General features: G+C 68.6%; 13 protein-coding genes. 12 read left to right on the top strand and 1 reads right to left on the bottom strand.

The window, feature by feature from the left end; all coding sequences use genetic code 11:
• The first annotated feature begins 144 nt into the window (after positions 1–144).
• The 10 genes from ABFX18_RS06805 (at position 145) to aroB (ending at position 10,993) form a co-directional block, all read left to right on the top strand.
• Positions 145–1,431, top strand: a complete 1,287-nt coding sequence (locus ABFX18_RS06805) for a replication-associated recombination protein A (RefSeq protein ID WP_090149733.1) — start codon at positions 145–147, stop codon at positions 1,429–1,431.
• A 268-nt stretch (positions 1,432–1,699) separates the two neighbouring features.
• The gene (gene rpsD / locus ABFX18_RS06810) at positions 1,700–2,329 is read left to right on the top strand and encodes a 30S ribosomal protein S4 (protein WP_090148577.1); all 630 of its coding nucleotides are present in this window, start codon (positions 1,700–1,702) and stop codon (positions 2,327–2,329) included.
• A 157-nt stretch (positions 2,330–2,486) separates the two neighbouring features.
• Positions 2,487–2,702: a hypothetical protein gene (locus ABFX18_RS06815; RefSeq protein ID WP_090148580.1), complete on the top strand. Its 216-nt coding sequence runs from the start codon at positions 2,487–2,489 to the stop codon at positions 2,700–2,702.
• Between the two features lie 53 nt (positions 2,703–2,755).
• Positions 2,756–5,410, top strand: a complete 2,655-nt coding sequence (gene alaS, locus ABFX18_RS06820) for an alanine--tRNA ligase (RefSeq protein ID WP_346057822.1) — start codon at positions 2,756–2,758, stop codon at positions 5,408–5,410.
• 2 nt (positions 5,411–5,412) lie between these two features.
• Positions 5,413–5,901, top strand: coding sequence for a Holliday junction resolvase RuvX (gene ruvX / locus ABFX18_RS06825; RefSeq protein ID WP_346057823.1), 489 nt, complete (start codon positions 5,413–5,415; stop codon positions 5,899–5,901).
• Positions 5,898–6,995 (top strand): endolytic transglycosylase MltG, encoded by a 1,098-nt coding sequence (gene mltG / locus ABFX18_RS06830; protein WP_346057824.1) that lies wholly within the window; start codon positions 5,898–5,900, stop codon positions 6,993–6,995. The genes ruvX and mltG overlap by 4 nt, the downstream gene beginning before the upstream one ends.
• Before the next feature lie 18 nt (positions 6,996–7,013).
• A complete protein-coding gene (locus tag ABFX18_RS06835; protein WP_346058014.1) occupies positions 7,014–7,859 on the top strand; it encodes a shikimate dehydrogenase family protein in 846 nt (281 codons plus the stop codon).
• A 32-nt stretch (positions 7,860–7,891) separates the two neighbouring features.
• Entirely contained in the window at positions 7,892–9,088 is a 1,197-nt protein-coding gene (aroC, locus tag ABFX18_RS06840) for a chorismate synthase (RefSeq protein ID WP_090148591.1), read from the top strand.
• 13 nt (positions 9,089–9,101) lie between these two features.
• Positions 9,102–9,917: a shikimate kinase gene (locus ABFX18_RS06845; protein ID WP_346057825.1), complete on the top strand. Its 816-nt coding sequence runs from the start codon at positions 9,102–9,104 to the stop codon at positions 9,915–9,917.
• Positions 9,914–10,993, top strand: coding sequence for a 3-dehydroquinate synthase (gene aroB / locus ABFX18_RS06850; protein ID WP_346057826.1), 1,080 nt, complete (start codon positions 9,914–9,916; stop codon positions 10,991–10,993). Before ABFX18_RS06845 ends, aroB begins: the two co-directional genes overlap by 4 nt.
• A gap of 99 nt (positions 10,994–11,092) precedes the next feature.
• Here the strand turns inward: aroB and ABFX18_RS06855 are convergent, their stop codons facing one another.
• A complete protein-coding gene (locus ABFX18_RS06855) occupies positions 11,093–12,502 on the bottom strand; it encodes an AAA family ATPase (protein WP_211648235.1) in 1,410 nt (469 codons plus the stop codon).
• Positions 12,503–12,558: 56 nt separating this feature from the next.
• Between ABFX18_RS06855 and ABFX18_RS06860 the strand changes: the two genes are divergently transcribed.
• Together ABFX18_RS06860 and ABFX18_RS06865 are read left to right on the top strand one after the other, a co-directional pair.
• Positions 12,559–14,550 carry a VWA domain-containing protein gene (locus ABFX18_RS06860; protein WP_346057827.1) on the top strand — a complete coding sequence of 664 codons (1,992 nt, stop codon included), beginning with the start codon at positions 12,559–12,561 and terminating at the stop codon, positions 14,548–14,550.
• Positions 14,551–14,648: 98 nt separating this feature from the next.
• Entirely contained in the window at positions 14,649–15,512 is an 864-nt protein-coding gene (locus ABFX18_RS06865; protein WP_346057828.1) for a hypothetical protein, read from the top strand.
• Positions 15,513–15,516: the final 4 nt, after the last annotated feature.

Raw genomic sequence — 15,516 nt, forward strand, 5'->3', positions numbered from 1 at the left:
GTGGGGTCGGCGAACCGACCGGACGGAATTGTCACCACCACTATGCCACAGTGCCGCGCTTCGAGCCCGGGGATCCTGGGTCAGTACGATGGAGGTGTGGATTCGAGACCTGCGCCCGCGCACACCGCCCCGCTCGCGGTGCGGATGCGGCCGCAATCGCTCGACGAAGTCGTGGGGCAGCAGCATCTGCTGAAGCCCGGCTCGCCGCTGCGCACGCTCGCCTCGGATGCCGCCGGGGGCGGGGGAGCGGTCTCCGTCATACTCTGGGGTCCGCCGGGAACGGGTAAGACCACGCTCGCTCAGGCGATCGCGCACTCGAGCGGCCGGCGTTTCGTCGAGCTCTCGGCCGTCACCGCCGGGATCAAGGATGTGCGCACGGTGATGGAGCGCGCGCTCAACGACCGGGATCTCTACGACATCGCCACCGTCCTCTTCCTGGACGAGATTCACCGGTTCACGAAGGCTCAGCAGGACGCGCTGCTGCCCGGCGTCGAGAACGGCTGGGTGACGCTCGTGGCGGCGACGACCGAGAATCCATCATTCTCAGTGATCAGCCCGCTGCTCTCGCGATCCCTCCTGCTGACGCTCGAGCCGCTCGCCGATCCCGACCTGCGGCGCCTCCTCGAGCGTGCGGTCGAGGATCCACGCGGCCTCGGGGCTCGGGTGGAAGTGACCGATGACGCGTACGAGGCCCTCGTGCAGGTCGCCTCCGGTGACGCGAGGCGCGCCCTCACCGGACTCGAAGCCGCTGGAGCGTCGGCTACGGCGAGTGCGGAAGACGACGCGACCCCGGTCGTGACGGGGGAGACGGTCGCGATCTCGATCGATCGTGCGCTGCTCAGATACGACAAGAACGGCGACCAGCACTACGACGTGATCAGCGCCTTCATCAAATCCATGCGCGGGTCCGATCCCGATGCGGCGATCCACTACCTGGCCCGCATGATCGAAGCAGGCGAAGATCCCCGCTTCATCGCGCGCAGGCTCATGGTGCACGCGGCCGAAGACGTCGGCATGGCGGATCCCCAGGCGCTCCGCGTCGCGGTCGCCGCTGCCGAGGCCACGCAGCTGATCGGGCTTCCGGAAGCCCGGATCCCGCTCGCGGAGGCGACGATCTACATTGCGACGGCGCCGAAGTCGAATGCGGTGATCACTGCGATCGATGCGGCGATCGCGGACGTGAAGGCGGGACGATTCGGGCTCGTACCCACGCATCTGCGCGACGCCCACTACCCCGGGGCGAAGCGCATGGGCCACGGGAAGGGCTATCGGTATCCGCACAGCGATCCGCGCGGGGTGTCGCAGCAGCAGTACCTGCCCGACGAGCTGCGCGGCAAGGTGTACTACCAGCCGACGCAGCACGGGAACGAGCGCGAGGTGTCGGATCGTCTCGAGAAGATCCGCCGAATCACACGGGGCGGGGACGAGTGAAGCCTCGAGGCGGGTCGCGACGCGCATCAGGGCCCGGAAGGTGATAAGCTAGCCGCTGGCCAACACCGCCCCCGCTGCTGGCTGCACGCGGGGATCGGATGGCAGTCGCCCTGTAGCCGGGTTTCTGCACTGGTCGTTCCCTCACCGAACAACGGTTCGTTGCGTCGCGTGCATCACTGGTTGATGCGGGCGCAGCCTGGCCGAGAGAACCTGCGCGATCCGAACTGCAGATCGCGCTGTCGCAATTCAGAAACCCGAAAGGATCCACGTGTCGACTACGTCGCGTACCCGTTCCCAGACCCGCCTGTCGCGCTCGCTCGGCATCGCGCTGACCCCGAAGGCAGCTCGCTACCTCGAGAAGCGCCCCTACGGCCCCGGCCAGCACGGTCGCACCAAGCGCAAGAGCGACAGCGACTACGCTGTCCGCCTGCGTGAGAAGCAGCGTCTCCGCGCCCAGTACGGCATCCGCGAGAAGCAGCTCACCATCGCCTTCAAGGAAGCCCGTCGTCAGGACGGACTGACCGGTGAGAACCTGGTCGAGCTGCTCGAGATGCGTCTCGACGCGCTCGTGCTGCGCGCCGGCTTCGCCCGCACCACGGCGCAGGCCCGTCAGATGGTCGTGCACCGTCACATCCTCGTCGACGGCAAGATCGTCGATCGCCCCTCCTTCCGCGTGAAGCCGGGTCAGCTCATCCACGTCAAGGCGCGCTCGGAAGCGATCGAGCCGTTCCAGGTCGCAGCTGCCGGCGGTCACGCCGAGGTGCTCCCGAACGTTCCGAGCTACCTCGAGGTCGAGCTCGACAAGCTCCAGGCTCGCCTGGTGCGTCGCCCGAAGCGCGCTGAGGTCCCCGTGACCTGTGAAGTGCAGCTCGTGGTCGAGTACTACTCGGGTCGCTAAGCACTCGAAAGCGAAACGGGGCGTCGGATTCCATCCGACGCCCCGTTTGCTGTGTTCGGGGCACGATGTGCGACAGGGGCCACCCGCTAAGCTTGTCGAGTGCTCGAGCATGCGTGGCCGTGCGGCCGTGCATCGACGCAGACGGGAGGATCGAAACATGGGCAAGCTATTCTGGCTGGTCACCGGAGTCGTACTGGGGTTCGTCGGTGCGCACTTCGTCAATCAGACGGCCGAGGGGCGCCGATTCTTCGCACGGGTCAACCGAGGCGTGGATGAACTGGGCCGCGCGTTCGCCTCCGGGTACCGCGACGCCGATGCCGACGATGAGACCGAGGCCGAGGCGCTGCGCGCAGCATTCCGCGAACGCGCCTGATCCTCGCCCCATCTCACGCACCCACCAGATCGACCTCCAGAGAAAGACCACGGATGAAGACCGCCGAAATCCACCGTCGTTGGCTTGACTTCTTCGAGAAGAAGGGGCACACCGTCGTCCCCTCCGCGTCGCTCGTGAGCGACGACCCGAGTCTGATGTTCACGGTGGCGGGAATGGTGCCGTTCGTGCCGTACCTCACCGGCCTCGTGCCTGCGCCGTTCGCTCGTGCGACGAGCGTGCAGAAGTGCATTCGCACCAATGACATCGAAGAGGTCGGCAAGACCCCGCGACACGGCACGTTCTTTCAGATGTGCGGCAATTTCTCCTTCGGCGATTACTTCAAAGAGGGAGCGATCCGCTTCGCCTGGGAACTGCTGACCACCAGCGAGGCCGACGGCGGGCTCGGGTTCGACCCGAAGGATCTCTGGGTCACCGTCTACGAGGAGGACGAAGAGGCGATCGCGCTGTGGCGCGAGCATTCCACACTGCCCGATGAGCGGATTCAGCGCCTCGGCAAGGACACGAACTACTGGTCGACCGGCCAGCCGGGGCCTGCAGGCCCCTGCTCCGAGATCTTCTTCGACCTCGGACCCGAATACGGCATCGACGGCGGTCCGGCGACCGATGACGATCGCTACGTCGAGATCTGGAATCTCGTCTTCATGCAGTACCAGGTCGCAGATGTGCAGTCGAAGACCGATTTCACCATCGTGGGCGAGCTGCCCAAGAAGAACATCGACACGGGCCTCGGTCTCGAGCGCGTCGCCTTCATCAAGCAGGGCGTGCAGAACATGTACGAGATCGATCAGGTGCGCCCGGTGCTGGATCGCGCGGCCGAGATCGCGGGCAAGACCTACGGCGAGCACCACGCAGACGATGTGCGCCTGCGGGTCATCGCCGATCACGTGCGCAGCGGGCTCATGCTCATCGCAGACGGCGTCACGCCCTCGAACGAGGGGCGCGGCTACATTCTGCGACGACTCCTGCGGCGCGTGACGCTCTCGATGCGGCTGCTCGGGGTCGAGGGGCCGAGCTTCTCGGAGCTCTTCCCGGTCTCCCGCGACGCGATGCGAGAGGCGTACCCCGCAGTCGCCGAGGATTTCGACTTCATCGCCCGTGCGGCGTACGCGGAGGAGAAGACCTTCCTGCGAACGCTCGCGTCCGGCATTCAGATCCTCGACTCCGCGGTCGACTCGGCGAAGACGGCCGGCGCAGCGGTGCCGGGCGACACCGCGTTCCTGCTGCACGACACGCACGGCTTCCCGATCGAGCTCACGCTCGAGATCGCGGAAGAGGCCGGAGTGCCGGTCGACGCCGAGGTGTTCACCTCGCTGATGCAGGAGCAGCGCGACCGCGCGAAGGCCGATGCGAAGGCGAAGAAGGGACAGCGAGCCGACCTCTCCATCTACAAGGAGCTGCGCGGTTTGGGCGAGACGCTGTTCACGGGGTACGACGAGCTCGTGCACGAGAGCCGTGTGCTCGGCATCGTGGTGGACGGCGCGCCCGCACGTGAGGCCAATGAGGGCGATATCGCCGAGCTCGTGCTCTCCGAGACGTCGCTGTTCGCGGAGTCCGGTGGTCAGGACGCGGATCAGGGGCACATCGTCGGCGATGGCTTCGAAGCGGAAGTGCTCGACGTGCAGAAGCCGGTGGCCGGGCTGATCGTGCACACGGTGCGCGTGGAAGTCGGCACGATCGGACTCGACGCGCGTGCAGAGACCCGAGTCGACGCCGACTACCGACGGGGGGCCACCCAGGCCCACTCCGGCACCCACATCGTGCACGCCGCGCTTCGCGACGTCATCGGACGAGGCGCCCACCAGACGGGGTCCTACAATAAGGCCGGGTACCTGCGCCTCGACTTCTCGCACACCGAAGCACTGTCGAGCGAGACGAAGAGCGAGATCGAGGAGATCTCGAACCTCGCGATCCGATCGGACTACGAGGTGGTGACGCGCGAGATGCCCCTCGACGAGGCGAAGGCGCTCGGCGCCATGGCGCTGTTCGGGGAGAAGTACGGCGACCGCGTGCGCGTCGTCGACATCGGCGGCCCATGGTCGCGAGAGCTCTGCGCGGGAACCCACGTCACCAGCTCCGCGGAGATCGGGATGATCAATCTCATCTCCGAGAGCTCAGTGGGATCCACGAACCGACGCGTCGAGTCGCTCGTCGGGATCGAGGCGTTCCGCAACTTCGCTGCGGAACGCGCGATCGTGCAGCAGCTCACGGGCGGGCTCAAGGTGCCCCGCGGCGAGCTGGTCACGAAGGTGCAGGACCTGGGCGCGCAGTTGCGCGCCGCCGAGAAGAAGATCGCGGCGCTCGAAGCGGAGAAGCTTCGCGAGCGCGTTCCGCAGTTGCTCGCCGACGCCCTGCAGCTCGGCGGGCTGCGCGCGGTGCTGGCATCCGTCGGCTCCGTGGGCTCCGCAGACGACATTCGCGGGCTCGCGTTGACGATCCGAGAGCAGCTCGGAGGGCAGCCAGGCATCGTCGTGCTGGCGGGCGAGACCGGGGGGAAGCCGGTCGTCATCGCCGCGACCACCCCAGCGGGGCGCGAGGCCGGAGCGAAGGCGGGCGCCCTGGTGCGCACCGCAGCGCAGGTGCTCGGCGGAGGCGGCGGAGGCAAAGACGACCTTGCTCAGGGAGGCGGCACCGACGTCTCGCAGATCGACGCTGCCCTTGCCGAGATCCGGCGCAGCCTGGGCGGCTGAGGGTGCGGGTCGGAGTGCGCATCGGCGTGGACGTGGGCAAGGCTCGTATCGGCGTCGCCCGCAGCGATCCTCACGGGATGCTGGCGACGCCCGTCGAAACCGTGCCGCGCGCGGCCGATGACCTCGCAGATATCGCGCGGATCGCCGAGATCGTGGCGGAGCACGACGCCTTCGAAGCGGTGGTCGGGCTTCCTCTCAACTTGCGCGGAGAGCGCACGCCGTCCACGGATGACGCCGCGCGCTTCGCCGAACGACTTGCCGCGCGATTGAGCGTGCCCGTGCGCCTCGTCGACGAACGGCTATCGACCGTATCGGCCCAGGCGCACCTGCGGGCGGCCGGCAAACGCACGAAACAGAGCCGATCGATCATCGATCAGGCCGCAGCGGTGGTGATCCTGCAGCACGCTCTCGACATCGAACGATCGAGCGGGCACGCACCGGGTCACGCCGCGGAAGCGAAGACGACGGGGACCGGGGAGGCCACCGAATGAACGCACGCACGCGCGACGACCGGCGACGCACGGGCCGGCGAGTACTCATCTCGCTGCTCGTGACGCTGCTCCTCCTCGGAGGCCTGGCAGGCGCAGGAGCGTATCTGTGGTCCCATTACGGTGACGGGATCTCGCAGGCCCTCGGGTGGACCACCAACGATTACGAGGGCGAAGGCTCGGGCGAGGTCGTCGTAGTGATCACGGAGGGCGAGATCGGTGAGGACATCGCCGCTTCGCTGGAAGAAGCCGACGTGGTGAAGACCGCAGACGCCTTCTACAGTCTGCTGCTCGAACAGCCCGATGAGGTGGCGTTCCTACCGGGTTCGTACAAGGTGAAGTCGCAGATGAGTGCGCAAGCCGCGCTCGACGCGCTGCAGAACCCCGACAACCGCATGGCCTTCACCGCGATCATCCCGGAGGGCAAGACGGTCGAGCAGACGCTCGAACTGGTGGCTGCGGGCGCGAGCATCCCCATCGAAGAGCTGCAGGCGGCCACGGAGGACGTCGCCGCGTACGGACTCCCCGAGGGAGTGGACAGTCTGGAAGGCTGGCTGTTCCCGGCGACGTACGAGTTCGAGGAGGACACCACCGGAGCTGAGGCCATTGCAGAGCTCGTGAGCACCCAGATCCAGGTGCTGGACGAGATGGGCGTCGCTCCGGAGTCCCGCGAGGCCGTGCTCACTAAGGCGTCCATCGTGCAGCGGGAGGGCGGCCGGATCGAGGACTTCCCGAAGGTCGCACGGGTCATCGAGAACCGCCTCGCGCAAGACATGCTCCTGCAGATGGACTCCACCGCCCAGTACGGGTACGGTCAGCACGCCGACGGCAGTGTCTGGTCCACGGATGAAGCGCTCGCGGATGACAACCCGTGGAACACGTACGTCCACAAGGGACTGCCGAAGGGACCGATTGCGAACCCCGGTCGCGACGCCATCTCGGCGGTGCTGAGCCCGCCGACGGGAGACTGGATCTACTTCGTCGCCGTCAACCTCGAGACGGGGGAGTCGGTGTTCTCCACGACCCAGGAGGAGCACGAATCGGCGATCGGCCAGCTGAACGAGTGGTGTGCCGCCAACCCCGACCAGGGCTGCTAGGTGGTTGTGCGGCTCGCGGTGCTCGGCTCCCCGGTCGCGCACTCGCGATCCCCGCGGATCCACGCAGCGGCGTACCGTGCGCTGGGCCTCGATTGGCGCTATTCGGCCGTACGGTGCGGCGAGGCGGGTCTTCGGGCATTTCTCGACGGAAGGGGCGATGAGTGGCGCGGTTTCTCCGTCACGATGCCCCTGAAGAGCGAGGCGCACCGACTCGCCAGCACCCTCGACCCGGTGGCGACGGAGAGCGGCGTCGTGAACACGCTGCGGCGTCTCGAAGACGGCGCGTGGTTCGGCGCGAACACCGACGTGCCCGGCCTGGCTGCAGCGATCGCCCGGAACGGGCTGGATGCCCGGCGGACCGTCGTACTCGGATCGGGCGCCACAGCGGTCTCTGCGATTCTCGCCGTTCGCGAACTCGGCGCGGAGCATGTGACGCTGCTTGCGCGCAACACCACGGCGGGGCGGTCGCTCGTCACGCGATTCGACGGGACTCGAGCCGCAGTCTCGACCGCGCCGATGAGACTCGTGTACGGCGGTTCCGGTGCGGACGATGGCGCCGCGACGTCGGTCGGAACCGGACAGGAGGCCCCCTCGCTGGTGATCTCCACCCTGCCCGGTCCGGCCGCTGCTCAGATCGGGATCCCCGCGTGGCTCGCGCGGATCCCTCTCTTCGACGTCGCGTACGACCCGTGGCCGTCCCCGCTGGCCTCGCGGTGGCGGGCATCGGCCGGTGAAGCGCATCCGGGAACTGAAATGCTCGTCGAACAGGCGCTCCTGCAGGTGCGCATCTTCACGCACGGCGATCCGGCACTTCCGCTCGCTGACGAAGGGTCCGTGCGCGACGCGATGCGCCGCGCCGTCTGACGTACGCGGTCGGGTGTGGGAGGATAGCGGGTATGCTGCGTTGGCTGACCGCCGGAGAATCTCACGGCCCCGAACTGATCGCCGTCCTCGAGGGACTGCCTGCTGGCGTCCCCGTATCGCTCGACGGGATCCGTGAAGATCTCGCGCGCCGCAAGCTCGGCTATGGCAGAGGCTCGCGGATGAAGTTCGAGCAGGACGAGCTGAACCTCTCCGGAGGGGTGGTGCAGGGCGTATCGATCGGCGGCCCCGTCGCCATCCGCATCGGCAACACGGAGTGGCCGAAGTGGACCGAAGTGATGTCCGCGGAGGCCACCGAACTGTCCGAGAAGTCGCGCGGCCGTGGTGCGCCGTTGACGCGCCCCCGCCCGGGCCACGCCGACCTCGCAGGCATGCAGAAGTACGGATTCGATGAGGCGCGCCCGGTGCTCGAGCGCGCGAGCGCCCGTGAGACGGCCGCGCGCGTCGCCCTCGGCGCCGTCGCCCGCGCATTTCTCGCGGAACTCGGCATTCGGCTCGTCAGCCACACGATCTCCATGGGCGACGTCGCAGTTCCCGCCGGATCGGCGCTGCCCCGCCCGGAGGACGTCATCGCTCTCGACGCCGATCCGCTGCGCTGCTTCGATGCCGAGACCAGTGCTCGCATGGTCGCAGAGGTCGACGACACGAAGAAGTCCGGCGACACGCTCGGCGGCATCGTCGAGGTGCTCGCCTACGGTCTGCCACCGGGGCTCGGATCGTACGTCCACTGGGATCGGCGACTCGATTCTCGACTCGCCGGTGCGCTCATGGGCATTCAGGCGATCAAGGGCGTCGAGGTCGGCGACGGCTTCGAGACCACGCGGCGACGCGGTTCGGCGGCGCACGACGAGCTGCACCTCGAGAACGGCCGCATTGCTCGTGAGACCACGCGCGCCGGCGGCATCGAAGGCGGCATGACGACCGGACAGGTGCTCCGCGTGCGCGCAGGCATGAAGCCGATCGCGACGGTGCCGCACGCGTTGCCGACGATCGACGTCTCCACGGGAGAGGAATCGAAGGCGCACCACCAGCGCAGCGATGTGTCAGCTGTACCTGCCGCTGGCGTCGTGGCTGAAGCCATGACGGCGCTGGTGCTGGCCGACGCCGTGACCGAGAAGTTCGGCGGCGACAGCGTCGCCGAGACCCGTCGGAACCTCGAGGCGTATGTTGCGGCGATCCCGGAGCGCCTCTCGACCGTCATCGAGTCGTGAGGAATCGCGCACGATGACCGGGCACCGCAGGGTCGCCCGCGATGTCGGGCCGCCAACGCAGAAGCCGAAGCCGACACCTCCGACGAGTCCGCTCCAGGTGATTCCGCAGTCCGTCGCGGAGCAGGCGAAGGCCGATGCGCAGAACGTCGCGGTACCCGGGCGCTCCGGTCCCGCCAAGCACGGCGCTCCGATTGCGGATGCGGGCGGCGCTGCGGCGGGGACCGCTTCCGCGCCGCGTGCACGCGGACGTCGACGGCGACGTCGGCGGCCGGGCACGCGCCTTCCCGATCGGGCCATCGTCTTCGTCGGCCCGATGGCAGCCGGCAAGACCAGCCTCGGCAAACGCGTCGCTCGGGAGCTCGGGGTGCCCTTCGTCGATACGGACGCCGTGATCGTGCGGCGCCACGGGGTGATCACCGAGTTCTTCGCGACCCACGGGGAGGCGGAGTTCCGCCGCATCGAAGCCGAGGTGATCGCCGAGGAGCTCGCGGTCGAGGGCTGCCGTATCGTTGCGCTGGGTGGCGGCGCCGTGCTCACCGAGTCCACGCGTGCACTGCTCGCGAATCACCCGGTGGTGCTGCTCATGACCACGCAGGAGGCGGTGCTCCGCACGGCGAACATCGCCCGGAGGCCGTTGCTTCGCGATGACCCGCAGGCCTGGGGTCGTATCTTGAACGAGCGGCGACCACTGTACGAGGAAGTCGCGGATGTGACGTACCGCACCGATCGCGCGACCCAAGAACAACTCGTCCGCCGTGTCGCCCAGTGGGCGCGGGGCGGCGGACGCCACCAGCGGAGCGCCCGCCGAGGCGAGAAGGAGCAGTCATGAGCGATGCAGCGGAGATCTCGGTCACCGGGGAGACCTCGTACACCGTCACGATCGGCCGAGGCATGCTCGATCGTGTGCCGGAAGCGCTCGGGGAGCGCGTGGCGAAGGTTCTGATCGTGCACACGCCGACCGTCGGCAAGTTCGCGAATGACCTGCGCGAATTGCTGCAGGAGCGCTACACGCAGGTGCTCCTCGCTGAGGTGCCCGATGCGGAATCCGCCAAGCGCGTGGAAGTCGCGGCGTTCTGCTGGCAGATCCTCGGCCAGTCGGACTTCACACGTACGGACGCGGTGATCGGTCTCGGAGGCGGCGCTGTGACCGATCTCGCTGGATTCGTCGCCGCGACCTGGCTTCGCGGCGTGCGCCTCGTGCAGATCCCCACGACGGTGCTCGGCATGGTCGACGCGTCAGTGGGCGGCAAGACCGGCATCAACACCACCGAGGGGAAGAACCTCGTCGGGAGCTTCTACGCCCCCGCTGCCGTGATCTGCGACCTCGATCTGCTCGAGACGCTGCCGCGCAACGAGATTCTCGCCGGCTTCGCCGAGATCGCCAAGTGCGGTTTCATCGCGGAGCCGGAGATCCTCGACATTCTCGAGCGCGACGTCGACCGCGCCACCGATCCGACGACGCCGGAGTTCCAGCGCCTCGTCGAGCTCTCCGTCGGGGTGAAGGCTCGGGTCGTCTCCGAGGATTTCCGTGAGGGAGGTCTGCGGGAGATCCTGAACTACGGACACACCCTGGGGCACGCGATCGAGCATGCGGAGCGCTACCAGTGGCGGCATGGCGTCGCGATCTCGATCGGGATGATGTTCGCGGCCGAACTCGGGCGCCTCGCCGGTGCGCTGTCGGATGCGGCGGTGGATCGGCACCGGAGCATCCTCACCTCCCTGACCCTGCCGCTCTCGTATCCGGCTGGCCGCTGGCCGGGGCTCCTCGCAGCGATGCAGCGCGACAAGAAGGCTCGCGCTGGCATGCTGCGTTTCATCGTGCTCGACGAGATCGGCAAGCCGCGCGTGCTGGCGGGAGTCGACGACTCGATGCTGCAGTTCGCGTATCAGGAGATCGCGAACTAGCACCGTCGTGCTGACATCGCCGGGTGGTGTCGCACGGACCGATCCGGCACGCCGTGCGCGCCTGCTGCCCGCTTGGCATCGTCTGAGCGAGAATTCGGCTCAGGCGATCCGGAAGCCCTGGCCTTCGAGAATCAACGCCAGCACGCGTCGATCCTCGCGATGCATGACGCCCTCGACGAATCTCGTGAACGCACGATCGAGGGTGATCTCGCCCGCGCTACCCGCCACCTTCCGCAGAATGGCGACAAGCGTTCGTGGGGCGATGACGGATTCCTCCAGCCCCGGGCGCCCGTCGATCTCACGCTCCGTGCTCACGTACTCTCCGAAGCCGGAACCATGCTCACCGGCGAAAACCTGCTGGCTGATGAACGCCGCCCGTGCGGCGCGGATCACCTCCTCCGGCGGGACGTGGTCCGGGAGCCCGCCGTGATGATCGGCCACGGCGGCGACCGCGAGCAGGCCGTTCTCCGCCGGGAACGCGGCATAGTCGCACCCGGTATCGGGGTAGTGCACACGGTAGGCGTTCGCCCCGAAGCGATTCACCAGCTCCGCGCTCAGGCGATCGAGCCCACGGTAGCGGTGCGGCGTCTGCTCGTTCGCCGTGGCGAGCACGGCGAAACCGGATGCGATGGTCACCGGACGCCCCGCGTCTTCCTGCACGTGCAGCACGTCTCCCGGGCGCAACTGCAGAATGCGATTCAAGCGCTTGAGGAACTCGGGCGGCATCGCGTTCACCTCATCGAGGATCACCGGCCGGCCCTCTCGCATGGCGCGAAGCAACGGGCCAGGTGTGAAGACGCTGACGGTCGCGCCGGCTTCGGTGCGGAGCTCGTGCGTGCCGATCACTTGCGCACTCGTGATGTCGCCGTATCCCGAGATGAGCTCCGGCTCGCGACCGAGGCCGACCCGGGACAGGTGCTCCGCGAGCGCCGTCTTCGCTCCGCCGGTCTCGCCGACGAGCAAGACCGGCTCGCCCTGCCGGAGCGCTGGCACGGCTTCGCTGATGATGCCGCGCATCTGCTGGGTCTGCAGGAGACCCTCGCGGAGTTGTCGGCGCGCTTCGCGGATACGCACGCTGCCGAGCGCCTCGAGCACGGCATCCCTGCGCTCGACGCTGTCGATGCTCTGCTGCCAGTCGGCATCGGGACGACGCGCGCGCAGCTCGCGCACGCGATCCGATTCGGCCGAGGTCAAGGGTCGAGCGGCGCGCACGGCGCGAGCGATGATGGCGTCTGCGGCTGCGCGGCTGCGCTCCGCCTTCGCCTCTGCGCGACGGGCCAGCGCCGCAATGCGCAGCGAGGCAGCCCGTTCGTCGAGCGCGGACGCGAACAGGCTCTGGTTGGCCGGATCCTGCTCGAGGGCGGTCAAGCGCTGTTCGACGCTCGCCAAGTCTTCCGCATGCGATGCGGAGGCGTCGTCGTCAGCCGCTCTGGCCCGACGGATTCGCCGCAGTTCCGTTCGCAATGCGACGGCTTCGCCGAGTGCGGGGTCTGAATCGACGGAGAGCATGGCGTCACGCTATCACGCGGCACGCAGGCGACTGAGGGCGCGGATAGGGTGTGAGCATGGCCGTGAACGAGCACCTGATGGGCACGGGGCTGCGCGCCCGACTCGAAGGGGTCGGCGCGGTGATCGGGATCCCGGTGCATGTCACGGATGATGAGGTCTGGGAACTCACGGACCGGGAACTCCGGGTCGGTCTCGGCTGGTACGGCGTGCGCGGGCATTCGGAGTCCGAGGCGGTGGCGCTCGCCTTTCTGCATCTCTGGGAGGGGCCTCGGAACAATCGCGTCGAACCCGCCCGCGCTCGTCGACGCGCGTCATTCACTCGCGTTCGGCCCGACGCAACGCCCCTGTTCGATGAGGTGTACCGTGTGCAGGCGATGAGTGAACTGCTCACCGCAATGCCTGGTCTGCGCGCGCCACTGCTCGCGGCGACGCATCGGAGCGTGCCGTCGGACGTCACGACGTGGCCGCGCCACCTGCAGTGGATCGCCGTCGTCCTGCGCGCTGGAGTCGCAGGCGCCGCCGACGCTCATACGGTGTTGGCGGGCACGCACATCGACGTACGGCGGGCCTGGAGCGAGTTGCTGCCAATCGACGCGCACCGAGATGCGAGCGGGCGGGCTGAGCAGGAGATGCTGCATCAACTCCGGGCGTTCCGGCGCGTGATGGCGCCCGACTCGAAGCGAAGCGCGGTGTTCAGATTTGAGCGCGCAGTCGCTTGGTTGCTCGGCGCCTACGAGCAACTCGCGGCACGAGACGCCGCTGAACGCGGACTCGACGCGCACAGCGGAGCGGGCGGCGCCGACGACGAACCGGCACCCGAGACGGCGCTGTCGTCGAGCGGGCAGCACGCGGGAGATGGTGACGCAGATGCAGAAGGAGATGAGCGGAATGGTGACGAGCCCGACCAGGATCCCGACGCATCTGACGGGGACGGCGAGGCAGGCGAGACGGAGGAGGAGCGAGCTCGCGCCGGCGATGGTCGCGAGACAGCCGAGGGCGCCGACCTCTTCGCGTCCCAGCAGGCAGCCTTCGTGGAACGGATGCTGTCGACGCCGATGCCCGGCGGCGGGCGCACTGATGATCGCGGGCTGATGCCCGAGGCGCCGCCACCCGCGAACGATTCCGCGCAGCCTGCAGAGCCGCTGCATGGAGCGAGCGGGGGATCGGCGGGCGGGTTCGCCGAGACCGAACTCGCCGACTACCGCGGGCGAGCGGCCTCACTCGCGGACGCGATCGAGCGGATGCGCGCCGTGTGGGCGCAGGTGATCGCCGAGCGTGTGACCTCGCGTCGCGTGCCGGATGCCCGGCCTCGCCCGGAGGGCGATGACCTCGCTGCGGACTCGCTGGCCGCAGCAGTCGCCGAGTCTCGCGCTGGCCAGCCACGGCCGCGCGCCTTCCGTGACCGGGCGATGCGCGCGCGCCGCACGCGCCGCGCGGGAAGCACCGATTACGTGCTGCTCGTCGACCGCTCCGCTTCGATGCAGGGTGCCGCGGCAGAAGCAGCGGCCGACACGATGCTGATCATGACGGAGGCCCTCGCTGGGGTGGCACGTGACATCGAGGCCGCTGAACGCGTCGGGGGAGCTGCGCTCGACCTCGACATTCGCACCGCGCTCGTCGTCTTCGACTCAGCCGTCGATGTGGTCAAACCGCTGTCGAGCGGGCTCGACGATTCGGTGCGCCGCGCGGTGCACGGCGCGATTCGCGTTCCGCGCGGGTCCACGAACGACGGTGCAGCCCTGCGCGCAGCCGCGGACCAGCTCGGCCTGGGCGAATCAGAGCACTCGGACGGGGGCGCAGCCGACGGCAGGGAGCGCCGACGCATCGTGATCCTCGTGAGCGACGGAGGATCGAACGATCCGACCGCGGCTGAGCACGCGTTGCGTCGCCTGCGGTCGGCGGGTGTCGAAGTGCACGGCATCGGGATCGGGCCGGGCGACCTCGAGTCGCGCTACGCCCCGAACGGACGTACCGTGCTCGACGTGCGCACGCTGCCCGAGGTGCTGCAGAGCCTCGTGCTCGACGAAGTGGAGCGCAGGACCCGCTAGCGTGAAGGTGCGGCTCCCGCGCACCCTTCTGAATCGCCGGGCGTCAGACCGGGGGATCGGTGCCGAGAAATGCGGGAGCGCAGTGAATGGAGATGGACGTGAAGCCTTTCGATCGGCACGGAACGAACGATCGCGTCGAGCTCATTCGCGCGCTGTTTCCTGACTTGGCGAGCGAACTCGACGCAGCCGCGACCCGCCACGCAGCGCCGAGCGCCGCGGCGTCGCTCGATGCGAGCCTCGACGCTGCAGCGGCGAGGCTCATGCCGCACGCGGGATTCGCGGACGTCGCGGAGCCGGAGGGAGCGCGTCGCGCTGAGCAGCATTTCGCATCAGCCCGAATCGCCTGCGGGTGGCTCGACATCGAGATGCCGGAGATCGAGGCGTTCGTCGATGCCGGGACCGATATCGGACGACTGGGGAGCGCGCTGGCGGCCGATCCCTCGCTCACCGCGGTGCCGACGCCATTCGGATGCGGAGCTGCCGTCTGGAAGACCGCGTTCCAACGCGCGGCCGTGGCGCTCCCTGACGCACCGCACGAGGGAAGTGCACCGCTCGCCATCGGCTCGACCGGGGACTCGCCGCTGCTGCTCGCGACAGAGGCCGAACGGGAGTTCGACGCACTCGACACCCCGCCGCCCGGCATCCCCGCGGTACGTGCGCAGGGGCGGGCGTGGACGTTGCGGTTGGTGCCCTCGGGTGCGCGGCCACCGGTGCTCGGGCTCGGGTTCTCGCACGGCCCCCATGCGACGCTGCCCGAGGTGCTCATGCTCCAACTGATGCTGGTCGCGAGTGGATCTCCCCTCATCGACGCGGCGAGCTTCACCTGGTTGGAGGGATCGCTCGCCGGCGGGCGTCTCGCGGCCCGCCACGTGTACGACGAGAGCGAACGGGCGATCCGGATCACCTGCCGGGAGGTCGGGAACCAGGGGCCGCATCTCGGTGCGCGCACTCCGTTGGCGTGAGCGC

This window comes from Leucobacter alluvii, assembly GCF_039530485.1.
Lineage (GTDB): Bacteria > Actinomycetota > Actinomycetes > Actinomycetales > Microbacteriaceae > Leucobacter > Leucobacter alluvii.

Coding starts and splice junctions, on each gene's coding strand:
- ABFX18_RS06805 (WP_090149733.1), top strand. CDS start 145: ATGCGGCCGCAATCGCTCGACGAAGTCGTGGGGCAGCAGCATCTGCTG.
- mltG (WP_346057824.1), top strand. CDS start 5,898: ATGAACGCACGCACGCGCGACGACCGGCGACGCACGGGCCGGCGAGTA.
- aroC (WP_090148591.1), top strand. CDS start 7,892: ATGCTGCGTTGGCTGACCGCCGGAGAATCTCACGGCCCCGAACTGATC.
- aroB (WP_346057826.1), top strand. CDS start 9,914: ATGAGCGATGCAGCGGAGATCTCGGTCACCGGGGAGACCTCGTACACC.
- ABFX18_RS06855 (WP_211648235.1), bottom strand. CDS start 12,502: ATGCTCTCCGTCGATTCAGACCCCGCACTCGGCGAAGCCGTCGCATTG.
- ABFX18_RS06815 (WP_090148580.1), top strand. CDS start 2,487: ATGGGCAAGCTATTCTGGCTGGTCACCGGAGTCGTACTGGGGTTCGTC.
- alaS (WP_346057822.1), top strand. CDS start 2,756: ATGAAGACCGCCGAAATCCACCGTCGTTGGCTTGACTTCTTCGAGAAG.
- ABFX18_RS06845 (WP_346057825.1), top strand. CDS start 9,102: ATGACCGGGCACCGCAGGGTCGCCCGCGATGTCGGGCCGCCAACGCAG.
- ABFX18_RS06860 (WP_346057827.1), top strand. CDS start 12,559: ATGGCCGTGAACGAGCACCTGATGGGCACGGGGCTGCGCGCCCGACTC.